Source organism: Vreelandella sp. 21 (genome assembly GCF_050995515.1).
In the GTDB taxonomy this organism is placed as follows: Bacteria; Pseudomonadota; Gammaproteobacteria; order Pseudomonadales; family Halomonadaceae; genus Vreelandella; species Vreelandella alkaliphila.
This window is the reverse complement of record NZ_CP194673.1, coordinates 1,347,131-1,370,052: the sequence shown is the minus strand read 5'-3', so window position 1 is coordinate 1,370,052 and position 22,922 is coordinate 1,347,131. Positions and strand designations below refer to the sequence as shown.

19 protein-coding genes and 2 rRNA genes are annotated in these 22,922 nt (G+C 51.5%); 9 read left to right on the top strand and 12 right to left on the bottom strand.

Annotated elements, in window-relative coordinates:
• Positions 1 to 10 precede the first annotated feature (10 nt).
• Positions 11 to 463 (top strand): transcriptional regulator SlyA, encoded by a 453-nt coding sequence (gene slyA, locus ACN06F_RS06350; RefSeq protein ID WP_038483050.1) that lies wholly within the window; start codon positions 11 to 13, stop codon positions 461 to 463.
• Between the two features lie 8 nt (positions 464 to 471).
• On the opposite strand, the gene ACN06F_RS06345 is transcribed toward slyA, so the two are convergent.
• Entirely contained in the window at positions 472 to 1,014 is a 543-nt protein-coding gene (locus ACN06F_RS06345; RefSeq protein ID WP_231658562.1) for a preprotein translocase subunit YajC, read from the bottom strand.
• Positions 1,015 to 1,193: 179 nt separating this feature from the next.
• Between ACN06F_RS06345 and ACN06F_RS06340 the strand changes: the two genes are divergently transcribed.
• A complete protein-coding gene (locus ACN06F_RS06340; RefSeq protein WP_038483043.1) occupies positions 1,194 to 1,646 on the top strand; it encodes a universal stress protein in 453 nt (150 codons plus the stop codon).
• Between the two features lie 50 nt (positions 1,647 to 1,696).
• On the opposite strand, the gene ACN06F_RS06335 is transcribed toward ACN06F_RS06340, so the two are convergent.
• A complete protein-coding gene (locus ACN06F_RS06335; protein WP_038483040.1) occupies positions 1,697 to 3,616 on the bottom strand; it encodes an ATP-binding cassette domain-containing protein in 1,920 nt (639 codons plus the stop codon).
• Positions 3,617 to 3,769: 153 nt separating this feature from the next.
• On the opposite strand from ACN06F_RS06335, the gene ACN06F_RS06330 reads away from it, so the two are divergent.
• On the top strand, positions 3,770 to 4,783 hold the full coding sequence (locus ACN06F_RS06330) for an AraC family transcriptional regulator (RefSeq protein ID WP_038483037.1): 1,014 nt from the start codon (positions 3,770 to 3,772) through the stop codon (positions 4,781 to 4,783).
• A 3-nt stretch (positions 4,784 to 4,786) separates the two neighbouring features.
• Here the strand turns inward: ACN06F_RS06330 and ACN06F_RS06325 are convergent, their stop codons facing one another.
• Genes ACN06F_RS06325 through ACN06F_RS06305 form a run of 5 tightly spaced genes read right to left on the bottom strand, consistent with a single transcriptional unit; the run spans position 4,787 to position 11,705 of the window.
• Positions 4,787 to 6,454 (bottom strand): fatty acid--CoA ligase, encoded by a 1,668-nt coding sequence (locus ACN06F_RS06325; protein ID WP_433924852.1) that lies wholly within the window; start codon positions 6,452 to 6,454, stop codon positions 4,787 to 4,789.
• A gap of 37 nt (positions 6,455 to 6,491) precedes the next feature.
• A complete protein-coding gene (gene bktB / locus ACN06F_RS06320) occupies positions 6,492 to 7,679 on the bottom strand; it encodes a beta-ketothiolase BktB (protein WP_433924851.1) in 1,188 nt (395 codons plus the stop codon).
• Positions 7,680 to 7,729: 50 nt separating this feature from the next.
• Positions 7,730 to 8,872, bottom strand: a complete 1,143-nt coding sequence (locus ACN06F_RS06315) for an acyl-CoA dehydrogenase family protein (protein WP_198350102.1) — start codon at positions 8,870 to 8,872, stop codon at positions 7,730 to 7,732.
• Positions 8,873 to 8,874: 2 nt separating this feature from the next.
• On the bottom strand, positions 8,875 to 10,431 hold the full coding sequence (locus ACN06F_RS06310; RefSeq protein ID WP_433924850.1) for a fatty acyl-CoA synthetase: 1,557 nt from the start codon (positions 10,429 to 10,431) through the stop codon (positions 8,875 to 8,877).
• A 41-nt stretch (positions 10,432 to 10,472) separates the two neighbouring features.
• Positions 10,473 to 11,705, bottom strand: coding sequence for an ABC transporter substrate-binding protein (locus ACN06F_RS06305; protein WP_433924849.1), 1,233 nt, complete (start codon positions 11,703 to 11,705; stop codon positions 10,473 to 10,475).
• Between the two features lie 269 nt (positions 11,706 to 11,974).
• On the opposite strand from ACN06F_RS06305, the gene ACN06F_RS06300 reads away from it, so the two are divergent.
• Positions 11,975 to 12,826, top strand: coding sequence for a TatD family hydrolase (locus tag ACN06F_RS06300; RefSeq protein WP_433924848.1), 852 nt, complete (start codon positions 11,975 to 11,977; stop codon positions 12,824 to 12,826).
• Positions 12,827 to 12,838: 12 nt separating this feature from the next.
• Entirely contained in the window at positions 12,839 to 13,318 is a 480-nt protein-coding gene (locus tag ACN06F_RS06295) for a hypothetical protein (protein WP_038483013.1), read from the top strand.
• On the opposite strand, the gene ACN06F_RS06290 is transcribed toward ACN06F_RS06295, so the two are convergent.
• On the bottom strand, positions 13,315 to 13,896 hold the full coding sequence (locus tag ACN06F_RS06290) for an elongation factor P hydroxylase (RefSeq protein ID WP_099049300.1): 582 nt from the start codon (positions 13,894 to 13,896) through the stop codon (positions 13,315 to 13,317). The two genes, ACN06F_RS06295 and ACN06F_RS06290, sit on opposite strands and share 4 nt — an antisense overlap.
• A 155-nt stretch (positions 13,897 to 14,051) precedes the next feature.
• Between ACN06F_RS06290 and ACN06F_RS06285 the strand changes: the two genes are divergently transcribed.
• The 3 genes from ACN06F_RS06285 to ACN06F_RS06275 all read left to right on the top strand — a co-directional run bounded on the left by ACN06F_RS06285 (position 14,052) and on the right by ACN06F_RS06275 (position 17,286).
• On the top strand, positions 14,052 to 15,470 hold the full coding sequence (locus tag ACN06F_RS06285) for an MATE family efflux transporter (RefSeq protein ID WP_038483010.1): 1,419 nt from the start codon (positions 14,052 to 14,054) through the stop codon (positions 15,468 to 15,470).
• 3 nt (positions 15,471 to 15,473) lie between these two features.
• Positions 15,474 to 16,472 carry a DUF3080 family protein gene (locus tag ACN06F_RS06280; RefSeq protein ID WP_038483007.1) on the top strand — a complete coding sequence of 333 codons (999 nt, stop codon included), beginning with the start codon at positions 15,474 to 15,476 and terminating at the stop codon, positions 16,470 to 16,472.
• 112 nt (positions 16,473 to 16,584) lie between these two features.
• Positions 16,585 to 17,286: a hypothetical protein gene (locus ACN06F_RS06275; RefSeq protein WP_038483004.1), complete on the top strand. Its 702-nt coding sequence runs from the start codon at positions 16,585 to 16,587 to the stop codon at positions 17,284 to 17,286.
• Positions 17,287 to 17,373: 87 nt separating this feature from the next.
• On the opposite strand, the gene tusA is transcribed toward ACN06F_RS06275, so the two are convergent.
• Positions 17,374 to 17,625, bottom strand: coding sequence for a sulfurtransferase TusA (gene tusA / locus ACN06F_RS06270; protein WP_038483001.1), 252 nt, complete (start codon positions 17,623 to 17,625; stop codon positions 17,374 to 17,376).
• A 28-nt stretch (positions 17,626 to 17,653) separates the two neighbouring features.
• Here tusA and ACN06F_RS06265 point away from each other — a divergent pair, with 28 nt between their 5' ends.
• Positions 17,654 to 17,941 carry an antibiotic biosynthesis monooxygenase family protein gene (locus ACN06F_RS06265; protein WP_038482998.1) on the top strand — a complete coding sequence of 96 codons (288 nt, stop codon included), beginning with the start codon at positions 17,654 to 17,656 and terminating at the stop codon, positions 17,939 to 17,941.
• 30 nt (positions 17,942 to 17,971) lie between these two features.
• Here ACN06F_RS06265 and rlmM read toward each other — a convergent pair whose 3' ends face one another.
• The 3 genes from rlmM to ACN06F_RS06250 all read right to left on the bottom strand — a co-directional run bounded on the left by rlmM (position 17,972) and on the right by ACN06F_RS06250 (position 22,713).
• Positions 17,972 to 19,039 (bottom strand): 23S rRNA (cytidine(2498)-2'-O)-methyltransferase RlmM, encoded by a 1,068-nt coding sequence (rlmM, locus tag ACN06F_RS06260; RefSeq protein WP_198350099.1) that lies wholly within the window; start codon positions 19,037 to 19,039, stop codon positions 17,972 to 17,974.
• Between the two features lie 536 nt (positions 19,040 to 19,575).
• Positions 19,576 to 19,691, bottom strand: a 5S ribosomal RNA gene (gene rrf / locus ACN06F_RS06255).
• Between the two features lie 128 nt (positions 19,692 to 19,819).
• Positions 19,820 to 22,713 (bottom strand): 23S ribosomal RNA (locus ACN06F_RS06250).
• Between the last annotated feature and the right edge of the window lie 209 nt (positions 22,714 to 22,922).

The window sequence follows — 22,922 nt, the reverse complement described above, 5'->3', positions numbered from 1 at the left end:
GCTGTTTACTATGGCTTCAACAATTGGTTTTCGCATTGCACGTCTGCCCCACTTGTGGCGCTCTATTCTTGATCGAAGGCTTGCACCCTTGGGGTTAACACAAACACGCTGGGTGACGCTTTACCATTTATGGAAGTTAGGTGAAGGCAACCCACAGTGTGATTTAGCAAGGGTGATTGGCGTAGAAGCGCCCTCATTAGTTAGAACCCTTGGACAACTCGAAGCACAAGGGCTGGTTGAGCGACGGGCCTGCGATAATGATCGCCGAAGCAAACGACTCTATCTGACGCCAGCGGCAATGCCGCTACTTGAACAAATCGACAGCGTCGTCCAGGAGGCACGCAAAGAGATGCTGGCGGGCCTAAGTGAGAGTGACCTAGATCAGTTAGACAAGTGGCTAGCGCTAATAGAGTCCAATGGTATGGCGATTCAGTTAAGAGACCAAGACGGTCCCTCGGCGTAAGACGTCCATCAGTGCCCTGCTGTTTCACCAGCCCCGTTTAGCGGCTTTGCAGCAGGGCGGTCTGACAATCCGCTAAGCGCCTTTCTTAGCGTCTGAAAATCTTCTCCATAGATAGCAAAACGCTCCGCAGTTTGTGACTCCCACCACCATAGCGTTAACGCTGTCGCGTTTGACTCGACCACCAAAGCATCTTGTGGAAGGCGCTCTAGCAGGGCTTTCAAAGTAGCGCTTGCCATTTCTGGCAATGGCCGTAATGGTGCAATGCGCCAGCGCCACCCAGCATGATAAAGCTCCAGCGCTTCACTTGCGTTCGATTCACGCACTAACACAAAATCAGGCCCTGGCTGCTGTTGGGAAAAATACCACCGATAAGCGGGCATCGTGCCTCGAAAATTGTGCAACGGGGGCTTCTCCATCTTGATCACTACCCCGTGCTTCTTGGCGGCATTCAAACGCAGCGCCATATGGCGCTTCTGCCGCGGGCTGGGCTTAAGCCACATTACTGGTGCAATAACAAACAGCGATATAAAAATAATAATAAGCCACTCCATCTAGCCACTTCTCCTCGTCGCAAATACTAGCCATAAGCATTGATGTTAAAATTAGTCATACTATCGGGTTAACTTAAAAAAGCATGACATAGATCGTTGTTAAGATGGCACTTGAAGCCTAAAGTAAAGGTCATCTAACAAAGCGTTCTCTTTGTTAATTATCACGAAGGAGATAAGCCATGAGCTATCACCACATTTTAGTAGCCGTTGATTTAACTAAAGACTCCCATAAAATCTTAGAACGTGCAGTTGCGATTGCTGCTCGCAATGACGACGCCAAGATTTCGATCATGCATACCCTTGAGCCATTGGGCTTCGCTTACGGTGGTGACATCCCGATGGATCTCACCAGCATTCAAGACCAGCTGGATGACCACGCGAAGAAGCGGCTGACTGAAATTGCCGCCCCTCACGTCGAGCCCGCTGATCAACATGTCGTTGTCGGCATGCCGGACACGGAAATTCATCGTTTTGCAGAAGAGCACAACGTCGACCTGATCGTTGTTGGTTCGCATGGGCGCCATGGCTTTGCCCTGCTGCTAGGCTCCACTTCTACCGGCGTACTTCACGGCGCACAGTGCGACGTTTTGGCCGTTCGGGTCGGCAAAAAAGGTGAAGAGAGCGACGAGTAACCAATGTAGAAAGGCACCCATTGGGTGCCTTTACTCATTCGATACTGATGTCAGTCACCGCTAGCCATCGCCTCAAGCTCCATCCAACGCTCCATTGCCGTTTCAAGTGTTTGCTGTACGTTTTCTAACGCTTGCAATTTCGCTGTAACGGCACTGGCTTCTTGCTGGTAGAAAGCGGGGTCGCCAATCTCTTGCTCTAACGCCTCTACTTCATTCTCAAGGCGCTCTATCTCCGCAGGTAACGCATCTAACTCTCGCTGCACTTTGTAAGAGAGCTTAACGGTTTTCTTAACGGGCTCAGCAACCGGCTTCTCTGGCGTTTTTTCAACTGCAATGCTGGTCGGTTCAGTGTTCTGGCGGGCAGCGCCTTCCCACGGAGCAGGCGGCAGTTTACCCCCTTGGCGAATCCAATCCGTGTAGCCACCCACGTATTCACGCACATAACCCTCGCCCTCAAAGGCCAGCATGCTGGTCACGACGTTATCCATAAATGTTCGGTCGTGAGAGACCAGTAGCAGCGTGCCATCAAAGTCCAGCAGCAGCTCTTCAAGCAGCTCCAGGGTTTCCATGTCCAAGTCGTTGGTAGGCTCATCCAACACCAATACGTTGGCTGGTTGAGTAAACAGCTTGGCTAACAACAGACGGTTGGACTCACCGCCGGAAAGGGCTTTCACCGGCTGTCGAACACGGTCAGGTGTGAATAGAAAATCCTGAAGGTAGCTCATTACGTGGCGATCTTTTCCACCAACGGTTACCCGATCGCTGCCTTGTGCGACGTTGTCGTAGACGGTTTTTTCCAGCTCTAAACCTGCACGCAATTGATCGAAATAAGCGACCTTTAAATTGGTCCCCAACTGAACACTACCTTCTGTTGGAGCAAGCTCGCCGAGCAAGATTTTCAGCAGCGTTGTTTTACCTGCACCGTTGCGACCAAGAAAACCAATGCGGTCGCCGCGCATCACTTCAAGATTCACATCACGCAGAATGACATCATTACCAAAGCGCTGTGTTACGCCTTTCAGCTCGACTACCCGCTTACCAGTACGCTCGCCGCTGTCGACAGTGAGGTTGGCAGTCCCCTGACGTTCACGTCGCTGGCTACGCTCCAAACGCATCTGCTCAAGCTCACGCACACGCCCTTCGTTGCGGGTACGCCGCGCTTTGACGCCTTGACGAATCCAGACTTCTTCTTGGGCTAGTTTTTTATCGAAAAGCGCATTTTCTCGCGCTTCTACTTCAAGCTCGTGCTGCTTACGCTCTTGATACTCTGCATAGTTACCGGGATAACGGCCAAGCTTGCCTCGGTCTAGCTCAAGGATCGTGGTGGCCAGCTTAGATAAAAAGGCACGGTCGTGGGTAATCAGTAATACCGCGCCGTTGAAGGCCAGCAGTTGCTCTTCCAACCAAGCAATCGTGTCTAGATCGAGATGGTTGGTAGGCTCGTCAAGAAGCAGTAAATCCGGCTCAGAAACCAATGCTCGCGCCAACGCAACACGGCGGCGCCAGCCACCGGAAAGCGCGCTCATTTCAGCTTCAGGGGGTAACCCTAAACGGGTGAGTACAACGTCAATGCTCTGATGGAAAGACCAGCCGTCGATAGCCTCAATGCGGGTTTGCAGCTTGGCCATGCGGTTCATGTCGGGGTCTGGATCATTGATCAAATGCTGGTATTCAGAAAGCAATTCCCCCGCTTCCGGCAGCCCCTGAGCGACCATGTCAAAAATCGTCATGCCTGAGGATTCAGGCAGCTCCTGGGACAATACGCCAATCTTCAAGCCCGGTGCACGCCAAATGGAACCATCATCGGCATGAATATCGCCCGCGACTAGTTTTAATAGCGTTGATTTACCGGTGCCGTTGCGCCCGACCAGCGCCAGCCGCTCGCCTTTTTCAACCGTTAGGTCGGCGCGGTTAAGTAGTACTTGGGTGCCGTAAGCGAGTTGCAGCTGTTCGAGTCGTAACAAGGTCACGCAGTGTCCTCCTTCATCATGAGGCGCACAGTGTAACGCATGCGCTCGCGTTAAGGAGAGCCCTTATAGAGCCAAACGACACATCGTGCTAACGTCCCACCATCACGTGATAATAACAAGGTAGCGCCAAGCTACTCGTTTAGGGCTGACATCGTGACCGTTACCGTCTCAATGCACTTTGTGAACGAACTACTGTGTGGCTTACCCGCCACTGAGCATTCCCCTGTCCGCTACCTAGAGCTTGCTGGAATTTCCCCCTTTCTACTCAGCGCACCGAACGGCCGAGTCACTGTTGAGCAGTTTGCCGAGCTTTACCGCCTCCTCGCCCTTGAGCTGGATGATGAGACGCCATGCTTTTTCTCCAGGCCGCTACGCTGTGGAACACTAAAGCTGCTGTGCTTGAGCTTGCTAGATGCACCAACGCTGCATGTTGCGCTTCATCGCTATACGCAGTTTTTTCGCATTCTATTAGATGATTTCGGCTACGACTTTACTATTGAAGGCGACTTTGCTCGGATGGCGCTTGAAGAACGCGCCCCGCTTCGCGGCAGTCGAATATTGATTCATGAATTGATGTTGAAACTGTTTCACGGTATCGCCTCCTGGATGATCGCACGCAAAATTCCACCTATCTTGATGGAGTGCGGCTACGCCCAACCTGCTCACAGTGCTGACTATCTCTACTTCTATCCCGGCAAGCTAAAATTTGATCAACCGCAAACAGCTGTTTACTTTGATAAGGTGTTTCTCAACCACCCCATACGCCAAACGAAACAGCATCTTGGCGCATTTCTACAACGCGCACCGGCTGACTGGTTCTACGTCTCTTTTGAAGATCGCTTGATTACGCACCGCGTTCGCGAACATCTTAGCCGCCACTTACCCACCTCATGCACTGTTCAGCATGTGGCAGATGCGCTACATATGTCCGTGCGGACACTCTCAAGACACTTGAAACTTGAAGGTACTCATTTCCAGGCGGTTAAAGACGAATACCGTCGCGACTATGCCATTCAAGCACTCACTCGCAGCACACAACCACTGACAACCATCGCAGAAAAACTAGGATTTGAAGACCTTGCTTGTCTTAGCCGAGCGTTTAAACAGTGGACAGGAGATTCACCCGCCGCTTACCGCAAGGCACAAACGGCGGGCATAAAACGCTAGCGTTTATATCTCAGTGCGAATGCGCTTTTTATCCAGCTTACCGACACTGGTTTTAGGAATTTCATCTACGAAACGAATCAACGATGGAATACCCCAGCGATTAATGCTGCCCTGCTCGACGAACTGCTCCATAAACGCCTGTACTTCCTCTGCCGTGGGTGGGTTATTGACATCGCTAGGGACAACGAGCGCTGCTGGCCGCTCACCCCATTTATCATCTGTAACGCCAATTACCGCCACTTCCGCCACACCCGGGCATTGGCTAATATAGCTTTCCAGCTCAAGTGAGGAGAGCCACTCTCCACCGGTTTTGATGACATCTTTAATACGGTCGCTAATGGCCAAGAAACCATGCTCATCAATCGAGCCAACATCACCGGTATGCAGCCATCCATCCCGCCAAAGCTCTTCACTGCGTTTCTCTTCTTTGTAGTACGCCTGGGTTAACCAGGGTGCCTGGGCACGCACTTCACCAACACTGACGCCATCATGGGGTAGCGGTTCTCCATTGGCATCAACCACCTGTAATTTCACTAGGGGCACGGGTAAACCAGCCTTACACCGCCAGGGAAGCTGCACTTCAAAATCGGCTTCGGCAACATCCTGAGGCAAAATATCAGCGGTTAGCAGCGGACAGGTTTCTGACATGCCGTAGGCACTTCGCGTATCAATGCCGAGTGACCAAGCACGGCTAGCCAGGGCTTGAGTTAGCGCACTGCCGCCCACAAGCACCTTCCAACCGGTTAAATCAATTTTTTTCGATGCGATAGCGTCAGCGCTAACCACCATATTTAACAGCGTTGGCACGCAGTGGGAGAAATCGACCTTTTCGTTCATCAGCAGTTTGACCAACATTTCCGGCTCATAGCGGCCAGGGTATACCTGAGTCGCCCCCATCAACGTGGCAGTGTAAGGCACGCCCCAGGCATGCACATGGAACATCGGCGTGATGGGCATGTATACCTTGTCACGGTTGAGCAATTCACAACCCGGTGCTTGGAAGGTACTGGCTTCACCTAGTGTGTGCAGGACTAATTGGCGGTGGGTAAAAAACACCCCTTTCGGGTTGCCGGTGGTGCCCGTGGTGTAGAACAGCGTAGCCACTGCATTTTCATCAAAAATAGGAAACTCGTAATGAGTTGGCTGCTCACTTAACAACGCCTCAAACTCACCCACTAATGGCAGCGACGTGCTGACTGTGCTTTGTGTTTCTTGGCTCGCCGCTTCTTGGCAAAGTAGGTAACCGCGTATGTTGGGCAGTTGATCAGCAAGTGGCTCCAGTAGCGGTACGAAATCCTCATGCACCAGCACAAAGACGTCTTCAGCGTGCTCCATCGTGTAGTGAATTTGCTCAGGCGCCAAACGTACGTTGACGGTGTGTAGCACGGCACCAATCATTGGAATGGCAAAAAAGCACTCTAAATAACGATGGCTGTCCCAGTCCAGCACCGCCACCACATCACCCGCCTGAACGCCCTGTGCTGTTAGCGTATGGGCAAGCTGGTGTACCCGATCACGAAAACGTTGATAGTCATGACGGCTCTGGTCTCGATAAACAATCTGGTTATTCCCCGCCATTCGAACACCAGACTCCAGCAAGTCGCTAATTAACAGCGGCGAGCTAGTCGCAGACGGCGTAGAAGGAAGTATTTTTGGCGTTATCGTAGACATAAAACACACCTGTCGATTGTTATTGGAAAACCGTTTGTTATTCGCGCTCTATTAATAGTGCAATGCCCTGCCCACCGCCGATACATAGCGTGATCAAACCATAGCGGCCCTGACATCGCTCCAATTCGTGTAAGGTTTTTAAGATCAAGATGGCACCAGTCGCGCCTACTGGATGACCGAGCGCCACCGCACCACCATTCGGGTTGAGTTTTTCCAATGGGAAACCCAGCGTATCGGCAACCGCCATTGCTTGCGCCGCGAACGCTTCATTGGACTCAATCACATCAATATCATTGATCGTCAGCCCTGCCTGTTGGAGGCAGCGTTTCACCGCAGGGATTGGCCCTAACCCCATTACCGAAGGCTCCACACCGGCGGTGGTTGCCACGCGCAGTCGCGCCCTAACCGTTAAATTGCGCTGCTGTGCTTCATCAGCATGCGCCAGCACCAAGGTCGCTGCGCCATCGTTGATTCCAGAGGCATTGCCTGCCGTAACCACTCCCTCTTTCTTAAAGGCCGGTTTAAGCCGTGCTAAATCACTTAACTCAACGCCTTCTCGCACATGCTCATCACGGGCAAAGGAAACCGTCTGTTTTCCTTTTGTCACCTCAACAGGCACGATTTGCGCGTCAAAACGCCCTTCTGCAATGGCTTTTGCCGCCTTACGATGGCTATCCACCGCAAACTGATCGAGCTGCTCACGGCTTAAGCCATACTGCTTAGCGATATTTTCAGCGGTCATGCCCATATGTCCGCTGCCAAATGGGTCACTAAGAATACCGAGGGTAAGATCCTGGATATTGGCATCGCCTAGGCGTATGCCATTGCGTGCTTGGGGCGGCAGTAGATAAGCACCTCGCGACATGGATTCAGCCCCACCTGCCAATGCTAAGCGGCTGTCGCCCAGAGCGATTTGCTGCGCAGCGGATACCACTGCCTGCACGCCGGAACCACATAGCCGGTTAACATTAAAGGCACCGGCTTCTTTTGGCACACCCGCACTCAACGCAATATGGCGGGCAAGGTAGGCATCTTCTGGGCTAGTGGTAATAATATGGCCATACACAGAGTGGTCGATATCAGCGCCAGCAATGCCCGCACGGCGTAGTGCTTCCTGGGCAGTGATAGTGCCTAACTCATGGGGCGCGAAAGATGAGAGCGACCCACCAAACCCGCCAATAGCGGTGCGAGCACCGCTTACAATAACAACGCTATCCAGTTGCATAATCTCTCCTTAGTAATGACGCACAGCGGAAAAGGACTTAAGAAAAGCGCTTAAGCCACTTTGCCCAACAGCGAGCGTGCGACCACCTCTTTCATAATCTCAGAACTGCCGGCGTAAATAGTTTGCACACGGGCGTCTAAATAGAAGCGTGAAATCGGATATTCATGGGTGTAACCATAACCACCAAACAGCTGAAGGCACCGATCAACAGCACGACACTGCAGCTCGCTAAGCTGTAATTTGAGTATCGCGGCCTCGGTACTTGTCATCGTGCCGTGGCGGTACTTATTAACGCACTGATCGAAGTAAGCTCGCGCGACATCCAGCTGTGCCTTGATCTCAGCCAGCGTAAAGCGGGTATTTTGAAAGTCGGCCACGCGCTGACCAAACGCGTGACGCTGGGTGACGTAATCAAGCGTTAATGCCAACGCGCCCTCTACCGCGCCAAGCGCTTGCGCGCCTACGCCTAAGCGCTCCCGGGGCAGCTCTTGCATTAGGTAGCGAAACCCAGCGCCCTCTTCCCCTAATAAGGCACTGTTAGGCAGTTGCAGTTGGTCAAATGCCAGTTCTGCCGTATCGCTGGCGTGCTGGCCAATTTTCTTAATGGGCTTGCCACGGGAAAAACCAGGAAGTGACGTATCGACCAAAAACAGCGAGACCCCTTTTGCACCTGCACTGGGGTCTGTTTTTGCACAGACAATAACGAGATCGGCCACTTGGCCATTGGTTATAAACAGTTTGCTGCCGTTGAGTAGCCACCCATCGGCTGTTTTGGTGGCGCGGGTTTTCATCGCTGCCAAGTCACTGCCAGCATGCGGCTCGCTCATGGCAATCGCCCCCAACCACTCCCCGCTTGCCATGCGGGGCAGCCAGGTTTCGCGCTGTTCATCAGTGGCTAAATTTTGCAGGTAAGGCATCACGATATTGGCGTGAATATTGTAAGCGCTGGCTAGCCCACCAAACCCTTGCCGAGACATCTCCTCCAGTGCCCGTTGGGTGATGGCAATATCGGCACCTGAGCCACCATAGGTCTCATCAAGATCAATCCCCAATAGACCAGCGGCACCCAGCGCTAGCCATAAAGAGCGCGGTATTTCACCGTCCGCTTCCCACTGGTCATAGAAAGGCGCCACTTCCTGCGCTAAGCAGCGGCTGATCATGTCATGAAACAGCGCCTGTGTTTGCTCGTCCATGCTCACTCCTTTAGGTCTTTGCGCAGGTGACGTTTAAGAATTTTACCTGCGGTGCTTTTTGGCAGAGCCTCTGCAAACACCACACGCTTAGGAACTTTGTAGGGTGCAATCAAGCTTTTGACATGTTGGATGAGCTCATCCTCGCTAGCCACTTGCCCCTCTTTCACCACAACGACGGCGGTAATCGCTTCAATCCACTTTTCGTCAGGCAGCCCCACCACCGCTACTTCCGAAATAGCCGAGTGCTTAAACAGCGCCTCTTCCACCTCACGGCTGGCAACCAACACGCCCCCCGTATTGATAACGTCTTTAATCCGGTCCACGACATATAAGTAGCCTGCTTCATCGAAGTAGCCCACATCACCAGAGTGAAACCAGCCGCCTTGGAAGGACTCAGCGGTCATCTCCGGCTTATCCCAGTAGCCCATCATTAACTGCGGCGAACGATGGACAATCTCGCCATGCTCGCCCGAGTCAACATCGTTCATTTCCAAATCAACAATGCGTGTTTCCACCGTAAGTATCGGCCGCCCCGCCGACGCAGGACGCTCAGCATGCTCATCTGGACGTAATACCGTTGCCAAGGGGGCAATTTCACTCTGCCCATAGCAGTTATATAAACCAACGCTGGAGAAGCGCTGCTGTATCTCTTCCAAAACAGGCACCGGCATGATCGAGGCGCCGTAGTACGCCTTCTTGAGCGAGGTTAAATCAAACTGATCAACGTCAGCATGACGTAGCAAGCTGATCCACACCGTGGGCGGCGCAAAGAACGATACGATTTTTTGTTCGGCAATCGCCGTCAGACAGCTATCCGGAAGCGGTGCTTCAAGCAAATGAATGGGGGCGCCAAGTAGTAAAGCCGGCATCAAAAAAACATGCATTTGTGCCGAGTGGTAAAGCGGAAGAGCGGCCAACATGGCGTCACTTCCCTTGATATCCAGCTCCACCATGCAGGCCATATATTCCGCCATCAGCGCTTGGTGGGTCATCATTGCCGCTTTAGGCGCTGCCGTTGTGCCAGAGGTATAGAGCAGCTGTGCCAGACTACTTCCCTCTACGGCGACCGCTGGCTCCCTTGTTGATGGCGAGGAATGCACATAAGCCAAGACATCAAAACGACCCAACTGGATATCTTGTTGATCAGCATGCAGTGTTCCATTGACCGTTAATGCTAAACCTTGGGTTGCCTCCTGAACTTTGTCAGCTAACGAACTATCGCTTAGCACTCCTTTCGCCCCGGACTGCTCAAGGATATAGCGCAGTTCATCACTACTTAGCGCAAAGTTAATAGGCACATGTACTAAGCCCGCTTTAGTGGCAGCAAGCCAGGCAATGACATAGGCATCTGAGTTTTTACCATATACCGCCAACCGATCCCCAGGAGAAAGACCGGCCGCTAACAAACCACTAGCTACGCTGTTAGCGGCATCGTTAAGCGATTGATAGCTCCAGGTTCGCTCACCAAACGTTAGTGCGAGTTGTTGAGAATATTTGCGAGCGCTGCGGTTTAGCGCAGCGCCAATCGTATTACGATGAATTAAGTATGTCTGTTCCATGCCAAGTCCTTATTGTTATGTGTTGTTAGGGCTTCAGCGTTTTACGAATTGTTGACGAGTGGGCAAACGCTTTCAGAAAGTGGCCGGAATGCTTCCTCGGCGGGAATAGTGCGCACAATTCTGAAGAGGTCATCCTCATCTGCTGACTCTTCCGGTGTTTTCACTTCAACGAGATACATGTCATGCACCATACGGCCGTCCTCACGAATGTAGCCGTTCGTTGCAAAAATATCGTTAATGGGGGTATCGGCCATCTGCTGACGAACGGTTTGCGTGTCGTCTGTTCCCGCTGCCTCTATGGCTTCTAAATAGTGGCGGGTACTGGAATAGAGCCCTGCATGCACCATGGTCGGCATGCTGCCGGTGCGCTCACGGAAACGCTCTGCCCAGGCACGCGTTTCATCATTTAAGTCGTAATACCATGCTTTAGTGAACTGCAGTCCTTGAGCGTTCTCCAACCCAATGCTGCGTATATCAGTACTGAACAGCACCATGCCTGCTAGAATCTGCCCGGCTTGAGTAATGCCAAATTCGCCTGCCGTTTGAACGGCATTGATGGTGTCCCCACCGGCATTATTGAGCGCAATAACATCAGCGCCCGATGCCTGGGCTTGCAGCATGAAAGAAGAAAAGTCATTGTTCGGAAAGGGGTGGCGCGCGCTACCTACTATCGTTCCACCGTTTTCGGTGACCACCCGCTCGACATCCGCTTCAAGTGCATGGCCAAACGAATAGTCGGCACTGAGCAAATACCAGTTTTTATAGCCTTCCTGAGTAATTGCCTTTGCCGTGCCATTGGACATCGCCCAGGTATCGTAAACCCAGTGAATATGGTTAGGAGAGCAGTGCTCGTTAGTGACACTGGAAGAAACAGCGCCGTTCACTAAGCCAAGTTTATCCGCCTCTTCTAACAAGCCTACTGCTGCTAATGTAACCGATGAAGCCACTAGACCAGTGACCATGTCGACATTACGTTCATCAATCCATTCGCGCACCACGCTTGAGCCAACATCAGGGCTATTGCGATCATCAGCACTAAAGACGACAACTTGAGCACCGTGTACGCTGCCACCAATATCTTCAATTGCCATCTCAATGGCGTCTTGCCCTAATGGGCCTATGGGATCACGATAAACACCTGACATATCAGCTAGATAACCAATACGGATTTCATTATCTGAAATACCTTCATTGGCGGCCACGCTGGGCGCATAGCTAGCCGTAATGACCGCAGCCGATAGCACAGAAATAGCGAAATGACGTGATAAATGCATGCTTTTCACCTGTCTATTGTTGTTATTAAATGAGCCTTAAGCCCGATTTATTTCATGCTTCACCCTCATGTTAAAAGTAAAAACTGCTTTACTGTTTACCTATCGAGCCAGTTTTTTTGCAATTCGTGCCATTCGAATGAGATATCCATCCGGGATAGACCATTAGTCGTTGTTACTCTCCAGCGTTACAATGGCGTTTTACAGCTGGCTAAATAATTAACGAGAGCTGGCTGCTATCGAATATTTAACTAACACTGGGAGTGTGACGCTTGGCGACAAGTGCTGTGGATAGTTTTTTACCCGAGGCGCTGCAATTTCGTTCTGGTGCCCCCTTGGTGGATATCGGCGCTAACCTGACTCACGAGAGTTTTCAGCGTGATTTAGCTGATGTCATTGCGCGGGCGAAAGCGGCCAATGTAGCTACCTTAATAGTGACGGGTACTGATATTGAACACGCTGAGCAAGCCGTAGAGCTGGCTAAACAGACCCCAGGCATATATGCGACTGCCGGGGTTCACCCACACGATGCTAGCGGGTGGAGTAGTGATGTGGCGCACCAGTTGAAAGCGCTTCATCAAAAACCTGAAGTGGTTGCCGTGGGCGAGTGTGGGCTGGACTTTAATCGCAATTTTTCAACGCCTCACGAGCAAGAGCGAGCGTTTGAGGCTCAGTTGGCGCTCGCTGCTGAAAGTGGCTTACCGCTATTTTTGCACGAACGTGACGCGGGGCAACGAATGCGTGAAATGCTGCATAGCTGGCGAGATGATATCAGCCAAGCCGTTATTCACTGTTTCACCGCTGACCGAGATACGCTGCACGGCTATCTCGATTTAGATCTTCATATTGGATTAACCGGCTGGATTTGTGATGAGCGCAGAGGTCATCACCTTCGTTCAATAGTGAAAGATATTCCGTTAGAAAGGTTAATGGTAGAGACTGACTGTCCTTACCTGCTGCCTCGCAACCTTCCAGCCAAACTAAAAGGACGCCGTCACGAGCCAGCCTTGCTACCATGGATTGTAAGAGAGATTGCCCAGTGGCATGACGTGACTGAAACCGAGCTGGGGAACGCAACAACCCGCACTGCCCAGCATTTTTTCCGCCTTGATGCGGAAGCTTAAAAGGAGCGAAGCGTGGCTGATTACCCAGGATTTATTGCCATTGAGACGGGCGAAGATGACGGCTTGCCGCTGGCTATTGCCTGGTCTCTACCTGATGGACGCATTAAACAGACACTCATTCAGCCTGACGATAGCTGGATCAGTGAAGACACGAACGTGATGGGTTCTTATAGCATTGAAGAGCTAGAAAGCCTCGGCGTCAGCCCGTTGGATGTCATACGTGAACTAGAGACCGATCACTTCTCGGCTACGCTGTACACTAGCGATAACGGTGAGGATGAAGCAGCGCTGGCTCGGCTCTTTGACACCTACGGCTTGGATCCTTTTGTTGAATTAGCGCCTGCACAGGTGCTTTATGAAGCGATTAGTGCGAGAGATTGGCACCGCTTACGCAGCGAAATTTTTAACGACATGGGGCTCGAACCGATGCGGCCCGAGCACGAAATTGAAGTAATGCTAACGCTTCACAAGCAGCTTACCGAGAAAGACTAAGCCGACGCGACCAGCGCCACGTCAAGTTCTCGCTGCCCCTGTTTAATGGCCTGCACCAAGGTATCTTGATGCTGATAATAGCGTGTCAATGCGATAAAGAAAGCGTTGGCACGCAATGGCAGCCCCTCTTCTAAATAACGTGCTGCTCTGGCATCTACTTTGTTGGCAAACGCCTCACGATCCACCTCAACATCCCCACCCAAGTTATCTACACTAACGTGGAATATGCGTCCGCAGGCACGAGTAAACAGCTTTTCCAGCGCCTGCGGGGCAATCTCCGCTTGTTCGAAGGCGTGCTGCTGCTGGGCGTCGCGCCCATCAGGCAAGTACCAGTACCCGTAATCTTCCAACTGCCGACGCTTCTCTCCTGCGATACACCAGTGGCTAATCTCGTGCAGTGCACTAGCAAAAAAGCCGCGCGCAAAAATCACCTGATGATAAGGTGTTTCAGATGTAGCTGGGCGATATAGGGGTTCATCGCCACCTTTGATTAATCGCGTCTGATAACGTGCTAAAAACACACCATCAAACAGCGCCGTTATGTCGTGAAGCGTCCAACGCTCCTGCTCTTGAGTCACTATATACCTACGTCGTCGTTCATTTCGTAAAGTATACCCGCGCCTTGTCCCGATGATAAAGAGATGGCAAATCATTAGACAGCTACCGAGATCCTAGTAACTCCTGCTACTCTATCGGCTTTTGTTGGGTCACTTTGCTAAACAGGAAACATACCGTGGGCGGCTTCACTAGCAATATAAAATCCATCTATTGGCCAGAAACACGCACGTTGGTAGCGTTAGCACTACCCATCTGCGGCGCCCAACTCGCACAAGCGGGCATGAGCGTGGTCGACGTCATCATGACCGGCAGGCATAACGCCACCGACTTAGCTGCCGTTTCGGTTGGCTCAAGCCTGTGGATGCCACTGATGCTATTTATGACCGGTACGTTGATGGGCCTCACACCTATCGTGGCGCACCTTTTGGGCGGCAAGAGAAATGCTGAGATTCGCCCTGCGGTTCATCAGGCATTGTGGGTCGCATTAGTACTCGGGTTCACTGCCGCTGCATTGCTGTGGACAGTCGTAACGCCGATATTCGAACTTATGAAGGTTCCCCCTGCGGTTGCAAGAGAGTCTGCTGCCTACCTTTCCGCTGTTGCCTTCGGCATGCCCGGAATCGCTTTGTTTCAGGCGCTTAGAGCCTTTTCAGATGGCATGAATCACACCCGCCCCGCGTTATGGATTAGCTTGGTGGGGCTAACCGTTAATATTCCCAGTAACTATTTACTTATCTATGGCGGTGATGGCCTAGTTAATATATTTGGTGATGGATTACCCAGCGCTCTGCAACAGCTACCGGCACTAGGCGCATTCGGCTGCGGCATCGCTACAGCACTCTCGATGTGGACAATGGCCGTTGCAATGGCGCTCTATACCCGTAAAGGACGTACCTACCAAAGCGTCTCGATTTGGCAAACGCTGACGCCACCAACACTGTCCGGCATCCGCGAGCTTGTAGTAGTGGGTGTGCCCATCGGTGTGGCTATTTTCGTGGAAGTGACGTTATTCACACTGATAGCCCTGTTTATTGCCAGCTTTGGAGAGGTCACTGTAGGGGCTCACCAAATTGCTCTAAGCTTCACGTCTATTCTCTTTATGCTGCCGATGTCCTTGAGCATGGCACTTACCGTACGCGTGGGTAATACATTGGGCCAACAACGTTCTGCTATGGCGCGCACTGTTGCTTGGAACGGTATCGTGATCAGTGTCATTGTGGCCGTCATCAACAGTACATTACTTTGGTTTACAGCGGTGCCGGTGATTTCGTTGTATACCTCCAATGCCGACATCCAGGCTTTGGCGCTCACCATCATATCCCTGGCAGTAATTTTCCAGCTATCAGATTCACTTCAAGTCAACCTAGCAGGTGCATTACGAGGTTATAAAGACACCCGAATCGTGATGGTCATTACCGTACTTTCTTACTGGATTGTCGGTTTAGGCGGTGGTCACTGGCTAGGAACTCACGGTATAGGTGACATGTCTGACCCGTTGGGGGTGCATGGTTACTGGATAGGCCTGATTGCGGGGCTCAGCACAGCCGCACTATTACTTGCTTGGCGATTAAAGTGGATTAGTCAACAGGAGTAAGCAATGGCACTCTACCCTCAAGCTATATTATGGCTGACTACCAGTGCCAGCTTGGTACTAGTGGGCTGCGGAAACAATGGTGCCGAACAGCCCTGGGTAGAGTATCACCAACAGCTCACTAGCGATCTTTCAATTGCCAATATTGAGCGTCATCCGCCACCTAATATTGGTGAATTTCCTGAACGTCGAGAGCGACTATTCAATATTCCTGAAACTCGAGAGGGTATGCTGAATATCTATGCGTTACGTGAGTGCCAGATAACATCACTCATTGCAGCACGGAACAATCAGTTGGGCCGCGTTGCTCCCCCTAGCCAGCACTGGCTTTACGAACGCGCGCTATGGCAACGCCTAAGTGCCTGCTGGAACAGTGATATTCCTGACAGCTTAAGTGATGACAATAAAGCGCGATTGGCTGAACTAACTGAACTCAAGACAGAACAGCTACCAGCGGTCAGCTGGAATGCCATTTTTGATTCTGAAGAGTGGGAAAAAAGCTTTTCCCGAGCAAGTGCCCCTTTAAATAGCTCTGAACTACCTAATATTGACAATCAACTGGTTGCAGTTGATTACCTTGAGCGAATGGTCACACACCAATTTAGCCAAGCATGGCAACAGGACTCTTCAGCACTTGAAAACCACCTTAAAGCGCTGCAAGAGAGGCCTTTAACAGCAGAAATTTTACGCACACTGTTGCTCGCCCACCAACGCTTAACGGAGGCAAACCTAGTACTTGAGTCAACGCGCTTAACCACTAGTGAATGCCTGCAAGATGATTTTCCAGCAGGATTTAATCAAGTTGAGCAGATTTCTCTCAAGTGGCTTACAGCAATTAACCGACTAATTAATGCCCACCAAATAACGCCACCTGAAGCGGTTAAAAACTATCAGAACACTTGGTTATCATTGAACAACCCACAGGCGCCCTGGCAGCAACTTCAACAAGTAAAAGCACAACACCAAGCGTTGCGAGATCAATTTACTAGCTGCTCCGATAATTAAAAATCACAACCCCCCTTAACCTTCTGGGCAACCTGTGCTATTGGTGAACTAAGTGGTAGGCAGCATACGCTGTTTACCGATGTCGTGACCACGCAGCACAAGGAGGGACATTATGGGCGCATCCCTGTCACCCCGCTCTGCCCAGGTCATCGACCTGGAAACCGTGCGTCAGCGTCAGCAGGCGCAAAAATGTTTGATCCGCCTAGCCCCTGAGCTAGATGGGTTAGAGATGGTCTACCAGCTCGCTGCGAGTCCCGACACGTATTACGGCCTACCTGTTTTGGCCTGGGGGCTACAAGAGAACGGTAACGTCATTGGCCTTGTGCCATGGATGGAGAAGCTCGCTGCTTGTCATGAACTCGACAGCCATGAAAATGGCCAGTTTATTGGCTACCGCGATCCAGAAACCGAAGAAATTTTCGCCCTTCCTCCTGATCATAAATACGACGAGCTAATGGCTTCAGCCAGTTACTTCGAGTATGAAGCTTCAGGAGATATTACGCTGATTCAACAGCTTCCAGACACCCTTGGCACTCATGCTTTATGCATGAATCATCCCGATGCACCCTGGAATATGAAGCAAGTCTATGGATGGCGTCTCTATAGCGATGGAAGCGTTGAAGCAGTTCTTGCCGATGAACAGCAAGCCACGATGTCTCCCATCCTACTGGGTGACAAGTGCCTTTACGATGCCCACTCCCGCCATCGCACGGTTTACTTTTTTCAACGCCATATCGCTAGCCGCATTATGGATGAAGACCCTGCGACACTGGAAGCTTTGGCGATGATGGTTGTTCCAAATAAAGAGGGGTGATCTTAAATAAGCACTTGCGAGGCTACCCAATCAAAGCCAGAGCCTAAAACCAATATTAATGGCTAGCCTCGCATAGCTGCAGAAGCCTTACGCTAGGCGAATAAAGTACACGTAGTGGTCATCAGACTCCTCTTGCAGCAGTAGCTGGTGTCCCAAAAATTGACAAAATTTTGGCACATCACGAGTCGTTGCGGGGTCTGTTGCTATTACCTTCAACACCTGCCCTGGCGTCATATCACGCACCTTGTTATGCATTAACATGATAGGTTCAGGGCAATACAAACCCGTTGTGTCTAACGATGCATCAAAGGCACTTGGGTCATACGTATTATCAGTCATCTACAATCTCGTTTAGGAAACAGACAGCATGATCAAAGTAATCATTGAACGGCGTATTATGCCTGGCCTGGAAGAAGAATATGAACTAGCTGCCCGCGAAGCAATGCGCGTTTCACTTGGCGTACGAGGATTTGTCGGTGGAGAAACGCTCGTCGAACTTGGCCATACAGATCGCCGCCTGATGATTACCAAATGGCGCGATCTTCGCGCTTGGAAAGAGTGGCATTCAAGTGAAGCACGTGCAGCGGCCATGCAGAGCATCCTACCTCTATTAACAGAAGACGAAACTATCCGCGTGTACGAACCAGGCTGTTGACACCCTTACGCTACTCTGCCGACCTTTAAATTAGTGAGCGAGCCTTACATGAACCGTCACTTCTTCCCTATCATGGTAGAGGTGGCGACATGTAATCGTAGCGCGCACTCCCGCCGCTTCCAACGCATCTTCCAAAGTGCTAATGCAGCGATCAACCTCGTCCCAGCGTTTCTTCATGGGCAGTTTTAAATTAAAAATTGCCTCTCGACACCATTTCCGAGTTAACCATCTTTCCACCATTGCCAACACGCGCACAGGCTTATCGACGATATCACAAACTAGCCAATCCATTCGTTGCGGCGGTTCCCAAGTAAATCCATCTTCTTTAAGATGATCTATCTGTCCCGTAGCCATTAGCTGCTTGTCCATTGGCCCATTATCAATGGCATAAACATACATGCCACGCTGGACTAACTGCCAAGTCCAACCACCTGGGGCGGCCCCTAAATCCGCTGCCTGCATATGATCCGCAAGCCGTGCATCCCACTCTTCTCGGGGAATAAACTCATGCCATGCCTCTTCTAACTTCAGCGTTGATCGGCTTGGCGCACGGGATGGGAAACGTAGGCGACGTATACCATTAATCAGCTCACTTCGATTGTCAGGAAAGCTCATACCCAACTGAACACGATCACCATCCGTCCAGAAAATATGTAAACGACGTGCACCGGCTTTACCACGCAAGGCGCCCCGTTTTTTTAGCATACTCTGCAATGGCTTAGTCAGCGCTTTAATTAAGCCTGCCAATGCTTTGCCATCATTGGTATCTGGCGTTTCGTGCCAAATTTCTTCAAAACTCCAACGACTCGACTTTACCTGATCGAGAATAGCCGTAAGCCTATCATCTCGGGACAGCGTGAGCGCAGGCAGTGCAGCTAGACTTTGGCGAGCAAAAATAAGTTGCTTAAACGCCGCTTTACGATGCAAATCATTAATCGGCTCTTTATCTAAGCGCGTTAAACTCACCCAACCTTCGCCTTTCGCAGGTTCGCAACTTACCTCGTGCTGTTTGGCGTGGTGTTGCATTTCAGCCAGTGCGTCGCTTTCAAACCCTGGGCGGCAATAGACAAGCCACGATGTGGGTACTGTTTCACTCACCCTTTCACCTCGAAAGTAATTTCATGTCATAGGTGAACATCTATTCAGAATAAAATGCCCCCGCTAATCGCCGCATCATAGCATTTTCTTTCAATTGCTTTCTAAGTAGTGAGATTAGTAGCGATGATTTATCTGCTTGATGAACTTAAAACATTATCGCGATCAAAAAAAACCCCAGCTTCAGTTGAAGCTGGGGTTTTTGTTAATAATTGCCTGACGATGACGGCACCCAGCTCTCCGAGCCGCTCTCGTCATTCCCGCAGGCCCTTAGCGGGAATCCATGTTGGCTGAAGTTTCGGGCCGCTGCAGGCCAAGGTCAAGGTGGATTCCCGATAACCCCACTCGGGAATGACGGTGCAGTGACTTGGGAACGTCCCTAATTGATTTTCTTCCACGCAAACAAAAAACCCAGCTGATGGGCTGGGTTCTTTGTTAAATAAGTGCCTGACGATGATCCGGGCGGCGTTCCGCTACTCTCCAGGGGAGACCCCTAAAAAGCAAAACCCCGACCAAATGGCCGGGGTTTCTCAATAAGTGCCTGACGATGACCTACTCTCGCATGGGGAGACCCCACACTACCATCGGCGCTAAGCGGTTTCACTTCTGAGTTCGGCATGGGATCAGGTGGTTCACGCGTGCTATGGTCGTCAGGCGTAACTTTTAATGCATATCATGCTGAACATGTCACTGATGTTTTGTGTCGTCTCTCGTCTCCTGTTACTGACAGGAAGCGCGTATCCGGTTTTCATTATCACTACGACCAGACCCCTTGGGTGTTATAGGGTCAAGCCTCACGGGCCATTAGTACACGTTAGCTCAACGCCTTGCAGCGCTTCCACACCGTGCCTATCAACCAGCTGGTCTCGCTGGGCCCTTCAGGAGGCTCTAGGCCTCAGGGATGTCTCATCTTGAAGGGGGCTTCCCGCTTAGATGCTTTCAGCGGTTATCCCGTCCGCACATAGCTACCCGGCAATGCCACTGGCGTGACAACCGGAACACCAGAGGTGCGTCCACTCCGGTCCTCTCGTACTAGGAGCAGCCCTTCTCAAACATCCAACGCCCACGGCAGATAGGGACCGAACTGTCTCACGACGTTCTAAACCCAGCTCGCGTACCACTTTAAATGGCGAACAGCCATACCCTTGGGACCGACTTCAGCCCCAGGATGTGATGAGCCGACATCGAGGTGCCAAACACCGCCGTCGATGTGAACTCTTGGGCGGTATCAGCCTGTTATCCCCGGAGTACCTTTTATCCGTTGAGCGATGGCCCTTCCATACAGAACCACCGGATCACTAGAACCTGCTTTCGCACCTGCTCGACGTGTCTGTCTCGCAGTCAAGCACCCTTATGCTCTTGCACTCACTGCACGATGTCCGACCGTGCTGAGGGTACCTTCGTGCTCCTCCGTTACTCTTTGGGAGGAGACCGCCCCAGTCAAACTACCCACCACACACTGTCCTCGATCCGGATAACGGACCTGAGTGAGAACGCCAATGATGCCAGGCTGGTATTTCAAGGTTGGCTCCCCTCGAACTGGCGTCCGAGATTCAAAGCCTCCCAGCTATCCTACACAGGCAACATCAGCGTCCAGTGTGAAGCTATAGTAAAGGTTCACGGGGTCTTTCCGTCTAGCCGCGGGTACACCGCATCTTCACGGCGATTTCAATTTCACTGAGTCTCGGGTGGAGACAGCGTGGCCATCATTACGCCATTCGTGCAGGTCGGAACTTACCCGACAAGGAATTTCGCTACCTTAGGACCGTTATAGTTACGGCCGCCGTTTACCGGGGCTTCAATCAAGAGCTTCGGACGAATCCTAACACCATCATTTAACCTTCCGGCACCGGGCAGGCGTCACACCCTATACGTCCGCTTGCGCGTTAGCAGAGTGCTGTGTTTTTACTAAACAGTTGCAGCCACCTGGTATCTTCGACCGGTTCGGGCTTAGAGAGCAAGTCTCGTCACCCTACGCCGGCGTGCCTTCTCCCGAAGTTACGGCACCATTTTGCCTAGTTCCTTCACCCGAGTTCTCTCAAGCGCCTTGGGATTCTCACCCTGACCACCTGTGTCGGTTTGGGGTACGGTCGCACATGATCTGAAGCTTAGAGGCTTTTCCTGGAAGCGTGGCATCAATGACTTCCTGACCGTAGTCAGTTCGTTTCGTGTCTCGGCCTTAAGGCATCCCGGATTTACCTAAGATACCAGCCTACTCACTTTCACCAGGACAACCAACGCCTGGCTCACCTAGCCTTCTCCGTCCCCCCATCGCAATCATGTCCGGTACAGGAATATTGACCTGTTTCCCATCGACTACGCCTTTCGGCCTCGCCTTAGGGGCCGACTCACTCTGCTCCGATTAGCGTCGAACAGAAACCCTTGGTCTTCCGGCGAGGGAGTTTTTCACTCCCTTTATCGTTACTCATGTCAGCATTCGCACTCGTGATACCTCCAGCGAACTTCTCAATTCACCTTCATCGGCTTACACGACGCTCCTCTACCGCTCATCCTAAAGGATGAACCCGTAGCTTCGGTACCTGGTTTAGCCCCGTTACATCTTCCGCGCAGGCCGACTCGACTAGTGAGCTATTACGCTTTCTTTAAAGGATGGCTGCTTCTAAGCCAACCTCCTAGCTGTCTGAGCCTTCCCACATCGTTTCCCACTTAACCAGGATTTCGGGACCTTAGCTGACGGTCTGGGTTGTTTCCCTTTTCACGACGGACGTTAGCACCCGCCGTGTGTCTCCCACGCTTGCACTCACCGGTATTCGGAGTTTGCCTCGGGTTGGTAAGTCGGGATGACCCCCTAGCCGAAACAGTGCTCTACCCCCGGCGGTGATACGTGAGGCGCTACCTAAATAGCTTTCGAGGAGAACCAGCTATCTCCGAGCTTGATTAGCCTTTCACTCCGATCCACAAGTCATCCAAATCTTTTTCAACAGATCCTGGTTCGGGCCTCCAGTTGATGTTACTCAACCTTCACCCTGCTCATGGATAGATCGCTCGGTTTCGGGTCTATATCCAGCGACTGTGTCGCCCAGTTAAGACTCGGTTTCCCTACGGCTCCCCTAAACGGTTAACCTCGCCACTGAATATAAGTCGCTGACCCATTATACAAAAGGTACGCAGTCACAGAACAAGTCTGCTCCTACTGCTTGTACGCACACGGTTTCAGGATCTATTTCACTCCCCTCTCCGGGGTTCTTTTCGCCTTTCCCTCACGGTACTGGTTCACTATCGGTCAGCCAGGAGTATTTAGCCTTGGAGGATGGTCCCCCCGTCTTCAGTCAAGGTTTCTCGTGCCCCGACCTACTCGATTTCACATGATCAGATTTTCGACTACGGGGCTATCACCCACTATGGCCGCGCTTCCCAGCGCATTCGCCTAATCAGTCACATGCTTAAGGGCTGGTCCCCGTTCGCTCGCCGCTACTAGGGGAATCTCGGTTGATTTCTTTTCCTCAGGGTACTTAGATGTTTCAGTTCCCCTGGTTCGCCTCTTACGCCTATATATTCAGCGCAAGATACTCATCTTATGATGAGTGGGTTTCCCCATTCAGAGATGCCCGGGTCACAGGTTGTTTGCCACCTCGCCGAGCCTTATCGCAGGCTTCCACGTCTTTCATCGCCTCTGGCTGCCTAGGCATCCACCGTGTGCGCTTCATTGCTTGACCCTATAACCCGAAGGAGTCTGGTGTCTCGCAATGATAACGATTGCCGGATACGCTTGAGACGTATCACAAAACAATTACGTATAAACGTTTTAAAAACGTTTATGTCAGCATGATATACATTGTTAAAGAGCGACTGCTATGCGCAGTGATAAGCGAGTGCTTTTTTCACGTTAAAAGAAAAAGAAAGGTCTTTAAAGAAGAGCTTAAAA

Coding starts and splice junctions, on each gene's coding strand:
- slyA (WP_038483050.1), top strand. CDS start 11: ATGGCTTCAACAATTGGTTTTCGCATTGCACGTCTGCCCCACTTGTGG.
- ACN06F_RS06345 (WP_231658562.1), bottom strand. CDS start 1,014: ATGGAGTGGCTTATTATTATTTTTATATCGCTGTTTGTTATTGCACCA.
- ACN06F_RS06340 (WP_038483043.1), top strand. CDS start 1,194: ATGAGCTATCACCACATTTTAGTAGCCGTTGATTTAACTAAAGACTCC.
- ACN06F_RS06325 (WP_433924852.1), bottom strand. CDS start 6,454: ATGTCTACGATAACGCCAAAAATACTTCCTTCTACGCCGTCTGCGACT.
- bktB (WP_433924851.1), bottom strand. CDS start 7,679: ATGCAACTGGATAGCGTTGTTATTGTAAGCGGTGCTCGCACCGCTATT.
- ACN06F_RS06315 (WP_198350102.1), bottom strand. CDS start 8,872: ATGGACGAGCAAACACAGGCGCTGTTTCATGACATGATCAGCCGCTGC.
- ACN06F_RS06310 (WP_433924850.1), bottom strand. CDS start 10,431: ATGGAACAGACATACTTAATTCATCGTAATACGATTGGCGCTGCGCTA.
- ACN06F_RS06305 (WP_433924849.1), bottom strand. CDS start 11,705: ATGCATTTATCACGTCATTTCGCTATTTCTGTGCTATCGGCTGCGGTC.
- ACN06F_RS06280 (WP_038483007.1), top strand. CDS start 15,474: ATGGCACTCTACCCTCAAGCTATATTATGGCTGACTACCAGTGCCAGC.
- ACN06F_RS06275 (WP_038483004.1), top strand. CDS start 16,585: ATGGGCGCATCCCTGTCACCCCGCTCTGCCCAGGTCATCGACCTGGAA.
- tusA (WP_038483001.1), bottom strand. CDS start 17,625: ATGACTGATAATACGTATGACCCAAGTGCCTTTGATGCATCGTTAGAC.
- ACN06F_RS06265 (WP_038482998.1), top strand. CDS start 17,654: ATGATCAAAGTAATCATTGAACGGCGTATTATGCCTGGCCTGGAAGAA.